Here is an 18751-nt window from a genome sequence, read left to right on the forward strand (position 1 = left end):
TATACCAATGGTACTCGAATACTGTTAGTATCCGAATATGAGTATCAGACAACGAAGTCGCGGACTCGTCCTCGGATGTGGCGGCACACTCGGTGCGGCGTGGACCGTCGCGGCGCTCGCCGCGGTTCGAGACGAACTGGCGTGGGACCCACGAGAAGCCGACGTCATCGTCGGTACCTCTGCAGGCGCCGAACTTGCCACGATGCTCGGGAGTGGGGTCAGCGTCGACGAGATTCTCGAGATGCAGCTCGGGACTTCGACGCATCCAGCTCTTGCACAGCACCTGGCTGACGCACCAGGCCGATTCCCGCCGATCCCCCGGCTATCGATCGGTTCGCTGCGGCTTGCGAGCCGCGGACTGGGCGTGCGCAACGTCGCAGGCTTGCTTCCCGTCGGCCGTGGCGACGCCGCTTGGCTCGATCGGCTTGCCACCCAACTCAATCCCGGCCGTAGCTGGGTCAGCCACCCTGCGACCTGGCTCGTGGGGATGGATTACGACACCGGTGATCGAGTCCCGTTCGGCTCACCAACGGCACCAGCTGCGACCATCAGCGAGGCGCTTCGAGCGTCGTGGGGCGTGCCCGGCTGGTTCCCTCCCGTCGAAATCGCAGGCCACCGCTACGTCGACGGTGGAACGGCATCGACCGCATCCGCCGATCTCGTTGCGCCGCTTGGGCTCGACGAGGTGATCGTGCTCGCGCCCATGGCCTCGTCGACCCGAATTCCGGGGCGAGGGCTCGATGTCCTGGAACGCGTCATCCTACGAAACCATATGAGTGCCACTCTCGACCGTGACGTTGCCCTCCTCGAGCAGAGCGGGACGCGACTCATCCGAATCGATGCAACAGCAACAGATCTCACAGTGATGGGACCGAATTTCATGGACGACCGTCGAAGGCTCGCAACCTTGGAGCACGCGTTGCGAAGTACCCGGACCGCGGTGGAGAAAGCGTTGGTGGCCGCATGATCGAGCCTGGACATTTCGACGTCGTCATCATCGGCGCAGGCATCTCGGGGATCGGTGCTGCGATCAAACTCCGCGAGCAGGGCATCACGAACATCGCGATCTTGGAAAAGGGCGACGAGGTCGGTGGGACCTGGCGCGATAACACCTATCCCGGCTGTGCCTGCGACGTTCCCTCGGCGCTCTACTCGTACTCTTTCGCGCCGAATCCCGAGTGGACGCGATTGTTCGCCGGTCAAGGGGAAATTCGTGAGTACATCGCCAAAACTGCCGAACACCATGGGATCCCGTCGATCGTAAGCTTGAACACCGAGGTCATCTGCGGGCAGTGGAATCCCACGACCTCCCAGTGGAACGTGCAGACCAACCGGGGCGACTTCACTGCAAACGCCGTCGTTGCCGCCGCCGGACCGTGGAACGAGCCACTCATCCCGAAAATCCCTGGGCTGGAATCTTTCACGGGTGAGGTCTTCCACTCCTCGAGGTGGAACCACGACTACGACCTGCGCGGCAAACGCGTCGCTGTCGTCGGGACCGGTGCCTCAGCCGTGCAATTCGTGCCCGCGATCCAACCCGAGGTCGAGAAGCTCTTCCTCTATCAACGGACAGCGCAGTGGGTGCTGCCGAAGCCGGACCACCACGTTCCCGGCGTCGAGCGTTGGGTGATGCGGTCGGTGCCCGGAGCAATGAAGGCGTTACGGCGTTTCGAGTATTCGCTCATGGAAGGCCTCGGCGTCGGTTTCCGTAATCCGTGGCTGCTGCGGGTCGTTCAGCAAATCGGTCGAGCTCAGTTGCTCGCACAGGTGCGCGACGGCGAACTCCGCAAGGCGTTGACCCCGGACTACGTGCTCGGCTGCAAGCGGTTGCTGATGTCGAACACCTACTACCCGGCACTCACTCAGCCCAATGTCGAAGTCCACCCCAATGCGGTCGCGGCTGTGAAGGGCAACGTCGTCGTCGGAGCCGACGGTCGCGAACGTGAGGTCGATGCCATCATCTTCGGAACCGGCTTCCATATTCTCGACATGCCGATCGGATCCAGGGTGTTCGACGGTGACGGTCGGAGTCTCGAAGACCATTGGAAAGGTAGCCCGCAGGCATACCTGGGCACCTCGATCGCAGGCTTTCCGAACGCATTCGTCCTGCTCGGACCTGCTTTGGGCACCGGACATACGTCCGCCTTCATGATCCTAGAGGCGCAACTGCGCTACCTGGTCAAGGCGATCGAGCATTCGAAGTCCAACGACTGGGCGCCGACGTCACCGCGCAAGGAAGTGCAGGACGCGTTCAACGCAGAAGTCCAGCAGGCGCTGGGCTCGACTGTGTACAACTCGGGAGGTTGCGACAGCTACTTCCTGGATGTCAACGGCCGCAACAGTTTCAACTGGCCGTGGTCGACTGGCCGAATGCGGCAGCGACTCGACGATTTCGACCCGGCCGCATATCGATCACACACCTCGACAAAGGATTTGGTGCACTGATGGGCATTCTCGGAAACAGCTATCCCTCGATCGATCTCGCGAAGTCGGTCGTGGTGGTGACCGGTGCCGGTCGCGGCATCGGCCGCGCGACTGCAGAATTGTTCGCCGCCAAGGGTTCTCGCGTTGTGCTCGCCGACGTCGACCGCGCGGTCGCAGACGAGGCGGCGAGGGCGATCGGCGGGAAGTCAACTGCCGCAACGCTCGACGTGCGATCGCGTGACGCGTGGGACACGCTGGTAGCCGACGTCGGACGGATCGACGTCCTCGTCAACAACGCCGGTGTGATGCCGGTGGCGTCGTTCCTCGACGAGCGAGACACGATCATCGAGGCAACGATGGATATCAACGTCCTCGGTCTCAGTCATGGCATGCGCGCCGTCGTGCCGGGCATGATCAAGGCAGGCGCGGGCCATGTCGTCAATGTCGCATCGCTCGCGGGCAAGCTGACGGTGCCTGGACTGGTGATCTACAACGCCAGCAAGTTCGCCGCGGTCGGGCTCTCCGCCGCTGCCCGGCTCGAGTTTGCCGAACACGGCGTCAGCGTCAGCACAATCCTGCCGTCGGCGGTACGGACCGGTCTCTCGTCGGGAATCCAACTCGGACACGGGATGCCGACCGTCGATCCGGAAGATGTTGCGGCTGCGATCGTCAACACATGTAAGTCGCGCCGAGCAGAAACGCCCGTTCCGGGGTACTTGTCCGCGCTCGATCTCGGGCTTGCCGTCGCGCCTGAAGGCATCATGACCCTGTTCCGGCGGGTGTTGGGTGACGACCGTGCGCTCAAGCGCATCGACCATGCGGAACGTGCCGCATACGAGGGGCGGGTGCTGAAGGTCAGCGAGGAGGTCAACGGATGACGCGATCGAAGCCTGACCACGAGATCATCATCATCGGCGGCGGATTCGGCGGCCTCGGTACCGCAATGGCGTTGCGGCGCGCCGGAATCGAAGGTTTCACGATTCTGGAGCGTGCCGACGACATCGGCGGAACCTGGCGCGCGAATCACTACCCCGATGTGGCGACGGACGTCCCTGGGCTGACCTATCAGTTCTCGTACGAGAAGAACCCGCACTGGTCGCGACTGTTTCCCAAGGGCGCGGAAGTCAAAGCGTACGTGGACTATTGCGCCGACAAGTACAACCTGCGGCCCCAGATCCGCCTGAACACCGAAGTGATGGCGCGCACCTGGGACGAGACCGAACGCCATTGGCGGTTGGATCTCGCGGACGGCTCGGTGATCACCGCTAGGTATGTCGTGGCAGCGCTCGGCGCCTTTGTGGAGCCGAAACAACCCGCAATCCGCGGACTGAACACGTTCTCCCGCAAGGTGATCCAGACGCAGAACTGGGATCATGAGTTCGACCTGGCAGGAAAGCGCATCGGCGTCATCGGCACCGGCGCGACATCGGTGCAGATGATCCCGCAGGTCGCCAAGGACGCGGGCAAGCTCTATGTGTTTCAGCGACATGCGATTTGGGTATTCCCCAAACCGGATTGGGAAATCCCAGGGCCATTGCAGTCTGCGCTCGCGCGTGTGCCCGGATTGCTCAGCCTGACCCACAAGTCGATGTCGACGCTGTTCGGGCTCGGGATCTACGGAGTAACGGTCAAGGGCGCACAGCTTCCGCCGCTGTCGAAGGTGCCGATGCTCGTCGGCCGGAGATATTTGCAGAGCCAAGTCCCCGACCGCGAGCTCCGTGAAAAGCTCACCCCTGATTACGGATTCGGGTGCAAGCGACCGAGCGTGTCGAATGTCTACTACAAGACGTTCACCCAGGATCACGTCGAATTGGTCACCGACCGGATCGAAGAGATCACGCCTACCGGCATCATCACCGCCGACGGCGTTGAACGAGAACTCGACGTACTGATCCTCGCGACCGGCTTCGAAACCTCCACCAGTCCGGATGTGTACCGCAAGCGGCCGGTCACTGGACGCGATGGCTTCGACCTTGCCGACTTCTACCAAGACAATCCGTTGCAGGCATACGAAGGCGTGAGCCTGCCTCAGCTGCCGAATGCGTTCTCGATCTTCGGTCCGTACTCGTGGAGCGGCGGATCCTGGCACGAGATGGTGGAAACGCAGTCCCATCACATTGTTCGGGTGCTTCAGGAGGCGGCGCGCCGTGGTGCGACCGAGGTGGCGGTCCGGCCGGAGGCAAATCGGCGGTTCTTCGATTTCATTCGTAGCAAGTCGCACGGCTCGCTCATCCAGTCGCGGACGTGTGCGACGTCGAACACCTACTACCTCGACCACCACGGCGACTTCTCGCTGTTGCGGCCGACCACACCTGCCCAGGCGCGAAAGGCGAGTGAAACCTTCTCCCTCGACGACTACGAATACATAGCCTGACACCCCCATCTGGGGGTGGTGGCGATCACACTGAGCGGGCCAGGATCGTAGGCAAACCAGATCGATGGTCGCCACAGGAGTTCATATGTCCGATAGCCCCGCCCACCAGGCATTCCGTGCCGCGCGAGACTTCGTCCTCGAGTCGTACGGCGACTACGACAAGGCGGTCGCCGGCTTCGAGTGGCCCGACCTCGGTCCAACGTTCAACTGGGGAATCGACTGGTTCGACGCCATCGGCCGCGGCAACGACAAGACTGCGTTGTGGATCGTCGAAGAGGACGGGTCCGAAGCGAAGTACTCGTTCGACGACATCGTCCGACGCTCCGACCAGGTCGGACGGTGGCTCGAAGCGCAGGGCATCGGTCGGGGCGACTCGGTCATGCTGATGCTCGGTAATCAGGTCGAGCTGTGGGAGTCGATGCTTGCCGTCATCAAGCTCGGCGCCGTGCTGATGCCGACAACGAGCGCGATCGGGACCGCCGATTTGACCGACCGAGTCGAGCGCGGAGTTGCACGGGCAGTGATCGCGAATGCGGCGGACGCTGGAAAGTTCGATGAAGTGCCGGGCGACTTCTTGCGAATCGCAGTCGGCGCTGCGCCGGCCGGGTGGCTGGCGTATCGGTCGGCGTACGAGATCGAGTCGCCCCAGCCGTTCGACACGGTCACCGGGGCGCAGGACAGGCTGCTCCTGTATTTCACGTCGGGGACGACGAGCCGGCCGAAGCTGGTCGAGCACACGCAGAGCTCGTACCCGGTCGGGCATCTGACGACCTTGTATTTCCTCGGTCTGAAGCCGGGCGACATCCACCTCAACATCAGCTCGCCAGGCTGGGCGAAGCACGCGTGGAGCTGCTTCTTCACGCCGTGGATCGCCGAGTCGACGATCTTCATCTACAACTACACGCGATTCGACGCGAAGAAGCTGCAGGAGCAGATCCGTCGCGTCGGCGTCACGACGTTCTGTGCGCCGCCGACGGTGTGGCGCATGTTGATTCAGTCCGAGCTGACGGGCGGTCCCGGCAAGCTACGCGAGGCTATCGGCGCAGGCGAACCCCTGAATCCGGAAGTGATCAGTCGTATTCAGACCGAATGGGGACTGACCATTCGCGACGGCTTCGGTCAGACGGAGACGACCGCGTTGGTCGGCAATGTGCCTGGTGCCGAGGTCAAGTCGGGATCGATGGGCCGCCCGTTGCCCGGCGTGCCCGTCGTCATCATCGATCCGTTGACCGACCAGCCGGCAGACGAAGGCGAGATCTGCCTCGACCTCACCGATCGGCCGGTCAATTTGATGACCGGCTACGTAGGCAATCCGGCGAGGAACGCCGAGGTCATGGCTGGCGGTTACTTCCACACCGGCGACGTCGCCTCGCGGGATGCCGATGGCTACATCACCTACGTCGGCCGCACCGATGACGTGTTCAAAGCCTCCGATTACAAGGTGTCACCCTTCGAGTTGGAGAGCGTTCTCATCGAGCACCCAGCGGTCGCCGAAGCGGCCGTCGTCCCCGCGCCCGACGAGACCCGGCTCGCCGTGCCGAAGGCCTACGTCGCACTCGCCGCGGGCTGGGAACCGAACGACGACACCGCCTTCGAGATTCTGAAGTACGCGCGCGAACATCTCGCGCCGTTCCTGCGGGTTCGTCGAATCGAGTTCTTCGAGCTGCCGAAGACGATCTCCGGCAAGATTCGCCGCGTGGAACTTCGGACCCGCGAGAACGACGGAACCGCCCTCCACGAGTGGCGCGACGATCAGTTCCCCGCCCTCCGCTCGTGAGTCTTTTAGGAGTCCAGGGACTCCTAAAAGACTCACGAGGGCTAGTGGTCGATCAGTTGGGCAATGACCGCTGAGAGCTGGTCCGCGTTGCGGCACTCGTGCATCGTGATCGCCGCGCTGTATTCGGCGGCGGCAGAATCGCCGCTGCCCCAGCGTTGCCGTGGTTCCGGATTGAGCCAATGTGCGCCGTTGGTGGTGGCGACCAAGCGGCGCAATACGTCCACGCGGGGGTCGTAGAAGTTGCCCCGCGCGTCCCCGATCACCAGCATTGAGGTTTTGGCGGTGCCCGCGTTCGAATACTCGGACTCGAAGTTCGCCAGCGTCTGGCCATAGTTCGATCTGCCGTCGATTTCGATGGCGGCCTCGGTCCGTAGTCGGCCGATCGCGGCGTTGAGGTCGGTTCCCGGTTTGAACAAGTCCGTGACTTCGTCGACGGTGTCGATGAAAGCGAAGATCCGGACGCGAGAGAACGCGGTCCGCAGGGCGTCGACGAGGATCAAGGTGAAGTAGCTCCACTCCGACACCGAGCTAGACATGTCGCACAGGACGATGAGTTCGGGTTTGGACAGGCGCGGCCGCCGCCGGACCAGCGTGATCGGGACTCCGCCGGTGGACATCGATTTGCGCATCGTGCGGCGCATGTCGATTTCCCCTGCGCGGGCGCGTCGGCGCTGGGAAGCTTCGCGGCTCGCCAGCACCCGACCGAGTTCGACGACCGCGCGCCGGACTGCTGCCAATTCAGACGTATCGATCTCGTCGGAATCGTCGGCGCGCGTGGTCTTCGGGACCGCGTATTCCGCGACGCGCTCCTTGCCTCTCCGCTGCGCCACGCGCCGATTCGTCTCCGCCACGATTGCCCGCCGCAGCCCTTCCACCCGCGACCGCGCGGTCCGCGAGGCGATCATGGAATTGAGATCCGACGGTGGTAGCGCATCCGCTAGATCGAGAGCAACGTCTTCCGCGGTCTGGTCGAGATCGATTGCCCGAACGACCTGCAATGCTGAGAACGACGGTCCGTCGAGGCTTTGGTATTCGCCGAACTGTGAGACCAGGTCGGCGGCAAGGTCGCTCAGTGTCTGGTTCGGATCGCGATCGCCGGCATCGAGTTCGGCCAGCACCTTCGATGGTTCGCTCGGTCCGTCGGGTTTCGGCGGCCGAACCTTGTCGGGAAACCACAATTCGAAGAGCGCCCGGAAGGTGGGCAACTGCACCTCACGGTGAACAAGCGTGCAGCTCAACGCCTCTCGGACTTGGTCGCGATCGCTGAGCTCGATACATAGCAGTGCCCGGACGGCGTCGACCAGCCCCGAAGGTCCGCACGGCAAACCGTTGTCTCGCAGGGCGTCGACGAATCGGATCGTGTACGCGACCAAACTCGGCTTCGCTGTGGCGATGAGCGAATCCGACCACGGGTGTCCGGCCGTCAGTCCTCGCATCGCCGAGGTCAACCGGCGATCGACGTCGGGAACGTGGTGCTCGAGGATCCGCCGTTCCATTGCCGCGTCGGGATTGGGGAGGTGGAGAAAATGGCAGCGGCGGCGCAGGGCGTCCGACAGCTCGCGCTGGCCGCCGGACGTGACGATCACGAGCGGGCGACGCGTGGCAGTGATGGTCCCGAACTCGGCGACTGTGACGCTGAAGTCGCTCAGCACCTCCAACAGCAGCGCGTCGAATTCGATTTGGGCCTTGTCTATTTCGTCGATCAGCAGCACGGTTGGTAGCTCACCGCGGATTGCCGCGAGCAACGGTCGCTCGAGCAGAAACTCTTCGGCGAAGATGTCCGGGATCGAGGTACTCGAAGTCTGCAGGCGCAGGATCTGTTTCGCGTGGTTCCACGCATAGAGCGCGTCCGCCTCGTCTACACCTTCGTAGCACTGCACGCGAATCAGTCGCGCACCCGCAGCCTTGGCGACCGTCACCGCGAGATCGGTCTTGCCGACTCCAGTGGCGCCTTCGAGCAACAACGCGCGACCGGTCCGGTCGGCCATGCACACCGCCAGCGCGGTCTGATCGCTGGCTTGGTAGCCCTGCGCGAGAAGGCGCCGGCCCACCTCGCGCGCGTTCGCGAACAACGGTTGCACGGCGGGGTCGGCAGGGCCGCGGGCGTGGTTTGGCTTCCGATCGCGTCCGCGTGACCACACCACCACGAGTAGAGGCTACTCACCAGGAATCGTCAAGACAGCCTTGACGCCGAACGGATCGTCAACCTACAGTTGACGCATGACGACAAAGGTACGGCTCGACGACCTCATCGACGGAATCCGCAACGGATACCCTGACCAACCTCTCGACCAGCTCACTGCGGCAGTCCTTGCGGCAGAACACTTCACGGAGATCTCCGACCATCTGGTCGGTCACTTCGTGGACCAGGCCAGACGCAGTGGTGCATCGTGGTCGGAGATCGGCTCCAGCTTGGGCGTGACGAAACAGGCAGCACAGCAGCGGTTTACGCCGCGGGCCGATGCGAACATGTTTGCTCGCTTCACGGAGAAAGCGCGCAAGTCTGTGGTCGAGTCGCAGGAGGAAGCGCGGAAGGGCAAGCACACCGAGATCCTCGCTGCACACCTCGTGCTCGGACTGCTGGCCGTGCCGGACAGTTTCGCGATGCGCGCTCTCGCCGAACAAGGCATCACGGCAGCCGCGGTGCGGGCTGCGGCCGAAGCGGTATTGCCTGACGGGAGTTCGAATCCCGCGCCGCCGACGTTGATTCCCTATGCGAACGAGGGGAAGAAAGCACTGGAACTGACGATTCGGGAGGCTGTGCGCCTTGGCCACAATTACGTCGGGACGGAGCACATTCTGCTCGGCCTCTTGGCCTATGAAGGCGATGCGCCAGGACCGTTGGTAGAACTGGGCGTCGATGCGGACGCCGTCGAAGCGTTCATCCTCGCCGCACTGGCATCCGTCACGGGAGAGTAGGCCGGTCGATCGACTCGACCAGCTTCTTCGGCGCGAGGATGACGTAGCTTTCGGTCAGCAGTTCGGCGACCTCGTCCCAGTCGACCGAATCACCCAGCAGCATCCCGACAATGTTCGGCGCCCAGGGCGGGGCAACGAAATCTGGGCCGGCATGCGTCAACGCGTGGAGTTCATCGGCCGAGGCACGAAACGTCAGCATCGTCGCCGGACCGTCTGTGCCCGCGACCCGGGCGTAGGCGGCCGGCCAGCCCGCCTCGATTCTGACCACGTGGGCGAAGTTCTTTTTCCGAATACACCAGCGCGTACCGGCCCAGGCCTGCTCTTCGTAGGCCTCAGGCAGGCCGAGGCAGATCGTCCGAAGCTCGGCCAGCACGTCGGTTGGGATATCTGGGCTCACAACCACGGTCCGAGCGTACGACGCACCACCGACATTGGTCGTGAGTCTTTTAGGAGTCCAGGGACTCCTAAAAGACTCACGAGGGTTAGGCGGCTGAGTAGCCGAACGGGCACCCACGCGTACGGACCGCTGGGTCGAAAACCGGGATCTCGCGAGCAGTCGCGAGATACGGAACTCCTTCGGTGTAGCCGGTGCCACGCCGTTCGCCGAGCATCGTCAACGCCACGCGGTAGTGAGTCTTGCGCCACCGCTCGAACGTCGTGCCGAAGCGGTGCATTGCTGCCAAGACGGCGTCGTCGGCAGCGTCCGCCGCGTCGCTGAGATTCGGTAGTCCGGCGATGATTCGTTCCCGTACCTCGGGAACGGAGGAAAAGGCGGGCGAGTCGAGCCGGTCGGGGTCTGGCATCCGGCACAGGCTCTCGATGAGTTTGTAGTTCCTCGATTGAATAGCGCTGGCGCCGTCGGTGAATTCGCGAAACGTCAGGAAGGCCTCGGGCTGCATCGTCGCGACGACCGAGAACAGCAGCGACGCCTCCCGCAACGACTGTTCGGCGGCGTCGATCGCTTGGACCGCGTCATCGCCCTGCCCGATGCGGAGCGCCTCGATCGCGACTGAAAGACAGACGACGGCCAGCGCGAAAGTCGTTTCGTAGGACTGCAACACGCGGACGAACATGTACTCGTCGTGCACCTGCGAGACGGTCAGAGCGCTGAGTGCCAGCATCCGGCGTTCCCCTGGCGTCGTGTCTGCCGCGACCGCCGCGCAGACCTCGCGAGCGGCATCGACCGAATCCGTGGACGTGACAGCAGGATCGAGACCCAGCCGGCGCAGCACAGGCAGGACCGCGCGAACCGCGAGCCGACACCGCTTCGCGACGACCCTCGCAGGCGGACGTAGGTGCGGTAGCCGGTCGTGGCCGTCCACCGCGGCGATCTCGAACCGCAGGATGTCGGTGACCAGCAGGGCGAAAAGTCGGTCGCGCTGCTCCTCGGCGTCTTGCAAATCCGGCCGCCGATGACCGTTACCCGGCATCGGCAGGAGATTGAGGGCGAGGTAGCTGGGGTTGTCGAATCGCCTGTCCCACTTGTCCAATGCAGTCTTCATGAAGCGGGCGAGCAACCCTTTGCCTACATACGAGCCGCCTGTCGAGGTTGCTCGCGCGCTGGCGAGCATGGCCAGTAAGTCACCCGATACGAAGTGCTTGCCTGCGCTGCAGAATTCGTCGACGACGGCGTCGTAAGGAAACGAGTCCGCGTGCGGCGAGTCCAGCCATGTCGTGAGTTCGTGCATTCATCAATGGTCAAGGCGGACGAATCGGACGAATAGCCACCCAAGGGGGAAGACATGCCCATCCTGAGCTGGGAAATCTTCACTGTGGAGGTAGAACGAACCGAGCGCTCGAATGGTTCGAATCGATGTGGCAGGGGTAACTCGGTGCAATGCGGACATTGATCGTGACCGAAAACGTGACGCTCGACGGGTTCATCTCGCCTATCGGGGACTGGTTCGCTCCCAGCGGCGATGACGAAGAACTCTTGGCGACGACGACGGCGCATGGCGAGGCAGCCGATGCGCTCGTCCTCGGCCGCACAACCTACGACGAGTTCGCGAGCTACTGGCCGCACCAGGTCGACGACGAAACGGGGATCACCGAGTACCTCGACCAAGTCGACAAGTACGTCGTTTCAACCACTTTGGACCGTGCGGACTGGGTCAACACGACGATCGTCGACGGTCCCGTCGTGGCCGAACTCGGTGCGCTGAAGGAGCGGTCCGGCAAAGACATCGTCATCACGGGCAGCGTCACGCTCGTCCATTCGCTGCTGCCGACCGGTCTCGTCGACGTGGTCCGCCTTTTTGTGTTTCCGGTCGTGCAAGGCCATGGGCGACGCTTGTTTCCCGACGATGTGGCGCTCGACGCGGAACTGATGGAGACGAAATCTTTCGAGTCCGGCGTCGTGTTGTTGTCGTACCGCTTACCCCGCGTGGAGCGAGATTAGGGTGATCTCGCTCGGCGCGAAGATCCGGAACGGCGGGCCCCAGAAACCGGTGCCCCGACTCGTGTACAGCTGAGTCCGTTCGCCGTGCTTACTCAGTCCAGCCACTACGGGCTGATCCAGCCGGACCAAGAAGTTGAACGGCCAGATCTGACCGCCATGGGTATGGCCGGAGATTTGGAGGTCGACACCGGCCTGTACGGCCTGCGGCACCTGCTTCGGTTGGTGGGCAAGAAGGAGAACCGGAAGCGTGGGGTCGGCACCGGCTAGGGCCTCGGCGAGGTCTGCGCCGTGTCCGATCAGTCCCGACGACCGTGCCGTCGCATCGTCCACACCGACGACGACCAGTTTGTCTCCACCGCGTTCGACGACCAGGTGGCGGTTGTGCAGCGAATCCCAGCCGATGTCGGTCATGTAATCGAGCCAGCCCTGGGCTTCGCCGAAGTATTCGTGATTGCCCGTCACGTAGACGCGTGCAAGCTGGGCGCGCATCGTCGCGAGCGGCGCCGCCTGCTTTTCGCGCTGTGCGACCGAGCCGTCGGCGATGTCGCCGACGTGGCAGACGATGTCGGCGTCGAGTTCGTTGACCGCGTCGGCCACCCGAGCCGACCAGCCGGACCGCTCGATCGGCCCGAAATGGGTATCGGTCACCATGACCACTCGAAGTCCGGACAGGCCGGCGCCGAGGCGCGGAATCGTGATGTCGACGTTCTTGATGCGGGGCAGGCGCATCGCTTCGACATATCCCCACACCAGCAGGGCGGCAACGACGATCACGATGAATGCGGCGACGATCCGTGACCGCTCAGGGTTGTGAACGCCGGCGACGACCAGCGCAAGCCGCAGCACGTCGCCGACCAAAGTCCACACGAACAGCACCCATACCGCACCCAACAACTTGTCGCCGAGTGCCGCTGCCCAGTCCAGGTGCCTACGCCCGTGACCGAGCACCATCAACAGCGGAAGCGCGACGAACGCCGCGACGAATACGACTGTGCCGCCGACGATTACCCCAACTGGCCAGTCCGTCGTCGATGCGACGAGGGCCCACCACGGCACCCCGAAGAGCAACGCCATGATGGCGAGAACCGGCAGCAGTCGCAGTAGGCGTACGGGTGACCGTCGCGGTCTGGCGGGAGCTTCTGACATTCTGGGCGCCTCGATCGATCGGGAAAGTGGATCCTTTCAAACATGAACCATTTCTTGCCGATCGGCGCTAAATTTCGTCTACGGCGTAATCGCTTCAATAGGGCGTTACGCACGGCATGACATTTGCGATGTAGTTGCCGTCCGGGCCACGGACGCAGCGACCACTACCAATTGAGGGGTTTTCCCCGGTGACCACCGACAAACAGAGCGGCCAGGCGACCTACGTTCGCGGGCCGCTACGTCCCGGCAAACTGAGGTCAGTCCGTTCCAGGCAGGCTCGCAGACTTGCGTCGCACGCGTTCCGGGGTGTCGATGTCGTCTTCATCGCGATAGTCACTGGGGTGATGCTCGCGATCGCGTCACCCGGCCCGGTGCTCCAGGCACCTACCGCTTTCGTCGCACCATTCGTCTTGGGTGGATTGCTACTTGTCCACGTGCTCAGTGCATCTGGGGCTTATCGATTCGATCGGGGCGAGCCGTGGTGGCACCACGTGGCGCACGTAGGCGCTCTCTCCTTCATCGTCGGCGTCATCACGACTGCCATTGCGGCGCTGCTCGACGAGAGCGACATCGTCGCGCAGATGAAATGGTGGCCATTGGTCTTGCTCGTGGGTATCTGCCTGCTGCATACCTTTTGGTGGCTGCTCGTGGCTCGTTGGCGCAAGCAACATTGGCTCACCCCCAACATCGTGTTGGTCGGTGCGACGGCGCGGGCTGAGGAACTCATCAACGAAGCCATCGCCCGCGACGACATCAATGTGATCGGCATTTTCGACGACCGGCTCGAGCGTTCACCGCTCGCGGTCCTCGGGGTGCCGGTGCTGGGTAACACCGAAGCGCTCCTCACGCATCGCACGCTGCCGCATGTGGATCTGATCGTGGTGACGGTCGATCCGTCGGCAACGGTCCGGGTACGCGAGATCATGACTCGGCTGTCGACCCTTCCCAACGAAGTCACGTTGATGGTCGACCAGGACGAGGACGCGGCTCGTCTGGCTGCAGTCGCACATCTCGCGGATGCGCCGTTGGCTCCCGTCGCTCGGACGGCCGACCACGAGCGCAAGGCCGTGGCCAAACGCGTCCAAGATCTCGCCATCGCACTGCCGATGCTGCTCATCGCTGCGCCGGTGATCGCGCTGTCCGCACTCGCCGTGAAGTTGGACAGCCGGGGTCCGATCCTGTTTCGCCAGGTCCGACACGGCTTCAACAACGAAGAGATTCTGATCTGCAAGTTCCGGACGATGCGCCACGAGGCCGCTGACGCCAAAGCGGAACGCCAGGTAACCGCTGGTGATGACCGGGTGACGAGGGTCGGTCGCGTCCTGCGCAAGACCAGCCTCGACGAACTACCGCAGCTGTTCAACGTGTTTCGAGGCGAAATGTCCTTGGTCGGCCCGCGACCTCACGCCATCGGTATGAAGACCGGTGAGATCGAATCGGCCCAACTCGTCGCGGATTACGCCCATCGGCATCGGATCAAGCCAGGCCTGACCGGTTGGGCGGCGGTCAACGGATCACGCGGACCCATGCACTCCCCCGCCGAAGTCAAGCGCCGGGTGGCGCTCGATGTCGAATACATCGAACGGCAGTCGCTCGGCCTCGACCTGAAGATCATGCTGATGACGCTGCCCGCCCTCCTCGGTGACCGGTCCGCTGTGCGCTGAGCGGTCCGTCGGGCACCGCCATGTGAATGAGCCGCTTCGCAGCGCGATCCGTGCGCTCAGCGTGGCCGGTGATGATGCGGTCCTGGATGATTCCCCGCAGGCCTGAGATCAGCAACGTCGCGACGACCTCCGGGTCGTCGACGGACTCGAGCCGGGCCAGGGCAGCAGCGAGTGCTTTTACGAACGTCGCGATCGCGTCGTTGGCGTATTCGGCGTATGGACTTCCCGGGACGCACGCCGCGCCGAGGACCTGAAGCAGCACCTTGACACTCGTGCTGTTCGCGCCGGCTTGGTTCGACATGCAGAACGCGTAAAGGCGATCCCGCAGCGCAGCAGCGTCCGCCACGCCGGCGAACACGGCGGAAATATCGGGCCGCTGTGTCTCCAGTGCCGCAACGAGCATCGCTTCTTTGGTGCCGAAATAGTAGATCGGCATCCGCAGAGCTGGTGTTCAGCTCTGCGGCGAGCGGTCGTAGCGAAAGGTCGGCGAGACCGTGCTCGCCGATATAGGCGCCGGCGTCGACCTCGACGTCGTTTCCGGCGGCCCACGCAGACAGCGAATCGACCACGCGCTCAGTAACTCGTTCGGCTTCGGCGGGCACAATGTCGCGCTCGCGTTCGGGCGAGCCTGAAGGAAAAGCCCACCCGCCAGACGCCCATCGACTACTCCCGGTTCGGCTGTTCGCCGAGATTCGCCTCCTGCGTGTATATGTGGAGCGAAGGAGGGGATATGCGGCGAGCTCCGGCCATGGGTGCCGATGGCATCATGCGCCTCGTGCCGTCCGCAGAACCGCCGACACATTCAGACCGGCCGCGGGGCGACGTCGTTCTTCCTGGTTCGCCGAAGCTCGAGCAAGATATCGCGTGGGTCTTTCCCGACGTTGCGTCGCAACCGATTTCGCCACAGCTGGTCCGGCACCGGGTGCGGTGGCAATGGTTGTGGGCGGTGGGAGTTGCCGCTCATCGGGAATTCATCGCCCACGTCCCGCTCAACGAATACTGGCTGGACGCCGCCGTCCGCGGTGCGCACACGAGCATCGTTCCCGCTGCATCCTCGGTATTGAGTGACACCGACAAGCCGGCGTCGACGTTGCACGTCGTTGCCGGTCTCGATCGTCACGTCGACATATTCGGAGCCCCGACCAAGGCGCAATTCGATGCGGTCTGGTGGGGTCTACGTGCGGAATTCGCGTTGGCTCAGGCCCTTCCCGAAACGGTCGAGCCGACGCCGCTGAATCAACTGCGCTATGCCTCGTTCGAGGGGCTGCTGGAGGACGAGTACGAATCGTTGCTCGCGGACTCCGGCCAGCTCTGGAATCTGCTGGAGATCTACTGCCACGGCAGTTACGACATTGCCGCGCTTGCGAGAGGGCAGCCGACCATGGCTCAACTCGGCCCACGAGCGCAAAAGCTCAGACGTCGGCAGAATGTCATTGTGGCGCTTCGTGCTACCGGGCACCGACGGGGATAGGACACAGATGAAGCAGCAGACCTACCGGCTACAGCCGCCGCCGAACCTGTTCACGACTGCCCCACCGACGATCGATTGGGCGGTGGGGTCGACGTTCATGCCCGCGCCGGGAGTGACCGATTGGCAGCAACCGATTTCGTACACGCCGCCGTCGAAGCCGGTCATGCCTGCCGCGCTCGCAGTTGCCGCAGCGCTGCTCGGTGCCGCCGGACTGTTGGTGCTGTTCAGTGGCCTGGTCGGGATCTTGATATTCGGATCGTCCGGCACAACGGCGACGATCCTGTGGTCCGCGGTGTTTCAGCTCGGCGCAGCCGTGGCGCTGGTCAAGATCCCCGGTGCCGTGACTCGTCTTGTCGCCAGTGTTGCGGCAGCGTGGTGGGTGTTGACGATTCTCGGCGTCGTCGTTGCGGTGCCGGTGTTGCTGTTGCTGTGGAGCCCGTCGTCGGTCAAGGCTTACTACCGCCAGCTGAAACGTTTTCGCTCGCTGTCGTAATCGCTCTGCTCCGTTCGTGGCATCTGTAGAGGGTCGAAACTCGAACCCGAACTGCACGAAGGAGATGGCTGATGAGCGCACCGATCCGGTTGTACATGTCGATGTCCCTCGACGGCTTCATAGCAGGACCCGACGATCGAGCGGGCCAGGAACTCGGCCGCAATGGCGGCAGACTCTTCAATTGGCTCGACGATCGGATGTCCGACGGTCCGAACGGACAGATCTATTCCGAGGCCTTGGCCACCGGGGCCGTCATCAGTGGCCGACGCACGTTCGAGCTGGCCGGCCGCTGGAACGGTGATCACCACGACGGCGTGCCGATCTTCGTCTTGACCCATCACATCGACGACGGAGACGTTCCGCCAGGCAGCGCGCAGTTCGTCACCGAGGTCGAAGACTGCGTGAAGCGGGCCAAGGCGGCGGCCGGTGATCGTGCGGTCCTGGTGCACGGTGCCGGCGCGGCGCAATCGATGCTGCGGGCAGGATTGATCGACGAGCTGGAGATACATCTCGTACAGGTCCTGCTCGGTGGAGGGCGTCGACTGTTCGAATCGCTTGGTCCCGACCACATAGAACTGGAATTGGTCCGGCAGCTCGAGGGTCGGGACGTGACGCATCTTCGCTACCGGGTGCTGAAGTAGTTATTTCGCTGGCACGACCGGGGGCACGAAGTCGAAGGTCGTCCCGAGCAACCAGACGAGCAGCAGCACGACTGGTAAGTGGAACATGAACTGCAGGAACGTGAATCCCACCAAGTCGCGTGCCCGGAGCTTCAACACCGCCAAGAGTGGCAGCATGAAGAACGGATTGATCAAGTTCGGCAAGGCCTCGGCGACGTTGTAGATCTGGACCGTCCAGCCCAGGTTCATGTGCACGTCGGTGGCCGACTGCATCACGTACGGTGCCTCGACCAGCCATTTTCCTCCGCCGGATGGGACGAAGATGCCCAGGATCACTGTGTAGATCGCGATGACGACTGCGAAGGCACCGCCACCGCCGATGTCTGTGAAGAACTCCGCGAGATGTCCGGAAATTGTCTGGCCACCTCGACCTTCCGCCTTTGTGAGGATCGCGGCCATCGCCGCGTACAGCGGAAACTGCACGAGAATGCCAGCGGTCGCGGGTACGGCAAGTGACACCGACTGCAAGAACTTTCGTGGCGTCCCGTGCAGCACGAGCCCCAACATCAGGAAGACGAGCAGATAGCCGTTAAGGCTGCTGACGACGGTGAGCACCGGCTTGCTGAGTAGCTGGGAAATCAGCCAGCCCAATGTCAGGACCCCGGCGAGGATCGGCAGTATTCGGCTGTACTCGAGCCATTCCCCGGGTCGAGAGCGCGGCGGGACTTCTTCTGGTTCATCGTGAACATCGACGTCGAGATCTTGGGCAGTCTTGATGGCAGCGCCTCGCGGCGCCGAGAAATGGGCGATCAACACCGTCAACGCGATGATGATGACGCACATGACCATCGACTGCCACGTGAAGATGGTGGTGCCGAAATCGAGCACGCCGGTGATGCGGAGCAAGGGAGGCGGGAGTGACGATGCCGTGGCCTGCAACTGCGCGGCGGACGACGACATACCCAGCGCCCACACCGCACCGAGTCCCATGAACGCCGCTGCGCCCAATGCGCGATAGTCGACTCGCAGGTCCGACCGCCGCGCGATCGCGCGCGCCAAGAGGCCGCCGAAGACGAGGCTGAGCCCCCAGTTCAGCAGCGAGACCGTGGTCGACAACAACGCTACGAAACTCACTGCACTACTTGCGGTGCGTGGGATGGCGGCAAGTCTGTCGATCAAGCGCGCAACCGGCGGGGACGTGGCGACCACGTACCCCGTCAGCACGACCATCGCCATTTGCAGTGTGAACGCTGTCAGATCCCAGAATCCGTTGCCGAAGGAATCGAAGACCATCTGCGGAGACGAGCCGTTCGCCAGCGCTGCCACGGTGACGACGACGACTCCCGCCAAGGCGACGACGTATGCGTCGGGAAACCATTTCTCGGTCCAGCCGGCCAGCGCCTGCGCAACCCTGGCCAGCCCTTTTTCCGAGTCGTTCTTCGCCACGGCGGATGTCATGCGGCCG

The 18751-nt window shown here is 63.4% G+C and carries 18 protein-coding genes; 12 read left to right on the top strand and 6 right to left on the bottom strand.

Features of this window, described 5'->3' with window-relative positions; translation table 11 throughout:
* Positions 1 to 37 precede the first annotated feature (37 nt).
* The 5 genes from FGL95_RS10210 to FGL95_RS10230 all read left to right on the top strand — a co-directional run bounded on the left by FGL95_RS10210 (position 38) and on the right by FGL95_RS10230 (position 6575).
* Entirely contained in the window at positions 38 to 967 is a 930-nt protein-coding gene (locus FGL95_RS10210; RefSeq protein ID WP_169586235.1) for a patatin-like phospholipase family protein, read from the top strand.
* Positions 964 to 2445: a flavin-containing monooxygenase gene (locus tag FGL95_RS10215; protein ID WP_169586238.1), complete on the top strand. Its 1482-nt coding sequence runs from the start codon at positions 964 to 966 to the stop codon at positions 2443 to 2445. Before FGL95_RS10210 ends, FGL95_RS10215 begins: the two co-directional genes overlap by 4 nt.
* Positions 2445 to 3302, top strand: coding sequence for an SDR family oxidoreductase (locus tag FGL95_RS10220; protein WP_169586240.1), 858 nt, complete (start codon positions 2445 to 2447; stop codon positions 3300 to 3302). The genes FGL95_RS10215 and FGL95_RS10220 overlap by 1 nt, the downstream gene beginning before the upstream one ends.
* Positions 3299 to 4798, top strand: coding sequence for a flavin-containing monooxygenase (locus FGL95_RS10225; RefSeq protein ID WP_169586242.1), 1500 nt, complete (start codon positions 3299 to 3301; stop codon positions 4796 to 4798). The genes FGL95_RS10220 and FGL95_RS10225 overlap by 4 nt, the downstream gene beginning before the upstream one ends.
* 85 nt (positions 4799 to 4883) lie before the next feature.
* Positions 4884 to 6575 (top strand): AMP-binding protein, encoded by a 1692-nt coding sequence (locus FGL95_RS10230; protein WP_169586243.1) that lies wholly within the window; start codon positions 4884 to 4886, stop codon positions 6573 to 6575.
* Between the two features lie 41 nt (positions 6576 to 6616).
* Here FGL95_RS10230 and FGL95_RS10235 read toward each other — a convergent pair whose 3' ends face one another.
* Positions 6617 to 8722 (bottom strand): VWA domain-containing protein, encoded by a 2106-nt coding sequence (locus FGL95_RS10235; protein ID WP_206071721.1) that lies wholly within the window; start codon positions 8720 to 8722, stop codon positions 6617 to 6619.
* A gap of 73 nt (positions 8723 to 8795) precedes the next feature.
* Here FGL95_RS10235 and FGL95_RS10245 point away from each other — a divergent pair, with 73 nt between their 5' ends.
* Positions 8796 to 9494 carry a Clp protease N-terminal domain-containing protein gene (locus tag FGL95_RS10245; RefSeq protein WP_169586245.1) on the top strand — a complete coding sequence of 233 codons (699 nt, stop codon included), beginning with the start codon at positions 8796 to 8798 and terminating at the stop codon, positions 9492 to 9494.
* Here FGL95_RS10245 and FGL95_RS10250 read toward each other — a convergent pair.
* Both FGL95_RS10250 and FGL95_RS10255 read right to left on the bottom strand, forming a co-directional pair.
* On the bottom strand, positions 9481 to 9897 hold the full coding sequence (locus FGL95_RS10250) for an MmcQ/YjbR family DNA-binding protein (RefSeq protein WP_169586247.1): 417 nt from the start codon (positions 9895 to 9897) through the stop codon (positions 9481 to 9483). The genes FGL95_RS10245 and FGL95_RS10250 overlap by 14 nt on opposite strands.
* Before the next feature lie 79 nt (positions 9898 to 9976).
* Positions 9977 to 11182, bottom strand: a complete 1206-nt coding sequence (locus tag FGL95_RS10255; protein ID WP_169586249.1) for a tryptophan 2,3-dioxygenase family protein — start codon at positions 11180 to 11182, stop codon at positions 9977 to 9979.
* 164 nt (positions 11183 to 11346) lie between these two features.
* On the opposite strand from FGL95_RS10255, the gene FGL95_RS10260 reads away from it, so the two are divergent.
* Positions 11347 to 11892: a dihydrofolate reductase family protein gene (locus FGL95_RS10260; RefSeq protein WP_338079801.1), complete on the top strand. Its 546-nt coding sequence runs from the start codon at positions 11347 to 11349 to the stop codon at positions 11890 to 11892.
* On the opposite strand, the gene FGL95_RS10265 is transcribed toward FGL95_RS10260, so the two are convergent.
* Positions 11869 to 13038 (bottom strand): metallophosphoesterase, encoded by a 1170-nt coding sequence (locus FGL95_RS10265; RefSeq protein ID WP_169586253.1) that lies wholly within the window; start codon positions 13036 to 13038, stop codon positions 11869 to 11871. The two genes, FGL95_RS10260 and FGL95_RS10265, sit on opposite strands and share 24 nt — an antisense overlap.
* Positions 13039 to 13226: 188 nt before the next feature.
* On the opposite strand from FGL95_RS10265, the gene FGL95_RS10270 reads away from it, so the two are divergent.
* Complete coding sequence (locus tag FGL95_RS10270) at positions 13227 to 14702, top strand: exopolysaccharide biosynthesis polyprenyl glycosylphosphotransferase (protein WP_338079802.1); 1476 nt, start codon at positions 13227 to 13229, stop codon at positions 14700 to 14702.
* On the opposite strand, the gene FGL95_RS10275 is transcribed toward FGL95_RS10270, so the two are convergent.
* On the bottom strand, positions 14650 to 15138 hold the full coding sequence (locus FGL95_RS10275; RefSeq protein WP_240962908.1) for a TetR/AcrR family transcriptional regulator: 489 nt from the start codon (positions 15136 to 15138) through the stop codon (positions 14650 to 14652). The genes FGL95_RS10270 and FGL95_RS10275 overlap by 53 nt on opposite strands.
* A gap of 58 nt (positions 15139 to 15196) precedes the next feature.
* On the opposite strand from FGL95_RS10275, the gene FGL95_RS10280 reads away from it, so the two are divergent.
* The 4 genes from FGL95_RS10280 to FGL95_RS10295 all read left to right on the top strand — a co-directional run bounded on the left by FGL95_RS10280 (position 15197) and on the right by FGL95_RS10295 (position 17307).
* Positions 15197 to 15334: a hypothetical protein gene (locus FGL95_RS10280; RefSeq protein WP_206071823.1), complete on the top strand. Its 138-nt coding sequence runs from the start codon at positions 15197 to 15199 to the stop codon at positions 15332 to 15334.
* Between the two features lie 98 nt (positions 15335 to 15432).
* On the top strand, positions 15433 to 16173 hold the full coding sequence (locus FGL95_RS10285) for a hypothetical protein (protein WP_169586257.1): 741 nt from the start codon (positions 15433 to 15435) through the stop codon (positions 16171 to 16173).
* A gap of 7 nt (positions 16174 to 16180) precedes the next feature.
* Positions 16181 to 16666 (top strand): hypothetical protein, encoded by a 486-nt coding sequence (locus tag FGL95_RS10290; RefSeq protein WP_169586259.1) that lies wholly within the window; start codon positions 16181 to 16183, stop codon positions 16664 to 16666.
* 71 nt (positions 16667 to 16737) lie between these two features.
* Positions 16738 to 17307 carry a dihydrofolate reductase family protein gene (locus tag FGL95_RS10295; protein WP_169586261.1) on the top strand — a complete coding sequence of 190 codons (570 nt, stop codon included), beginning with the start codon at positions 16738 to 16740 and terminating at the stop codon, positions 17305 to 17307.
* On the opposite strand, the gene FGL95_RS10300 is transcribed toward FGL95_RS10295, so the two are convergent.
* On the bottom strand, positions 17308 to 18744 hold the full coding sequence (locus FGL95_RS10300; RefSeq protein WP_169586263.1) for a short-chain fatty acid transporter: 1437 nt from the start codon (positions 18742 to 18744) through the stop codon (positions 17308 to 17310).
* Positions 18745 to 18751: the final 7 nt, after the last annotated feature.

Origin of the sequence: Antrihabitans stalactiti, assembly GCF_012932915.1 — a bacterium.
Taxonomy (GTDB): domain Bacteria; phylum Actinomycetota; class Actinomycetes; order Mycobacteriales; family Mycobacteriaceae; genus Antrihabitans; species Antrihabitans stalactiti.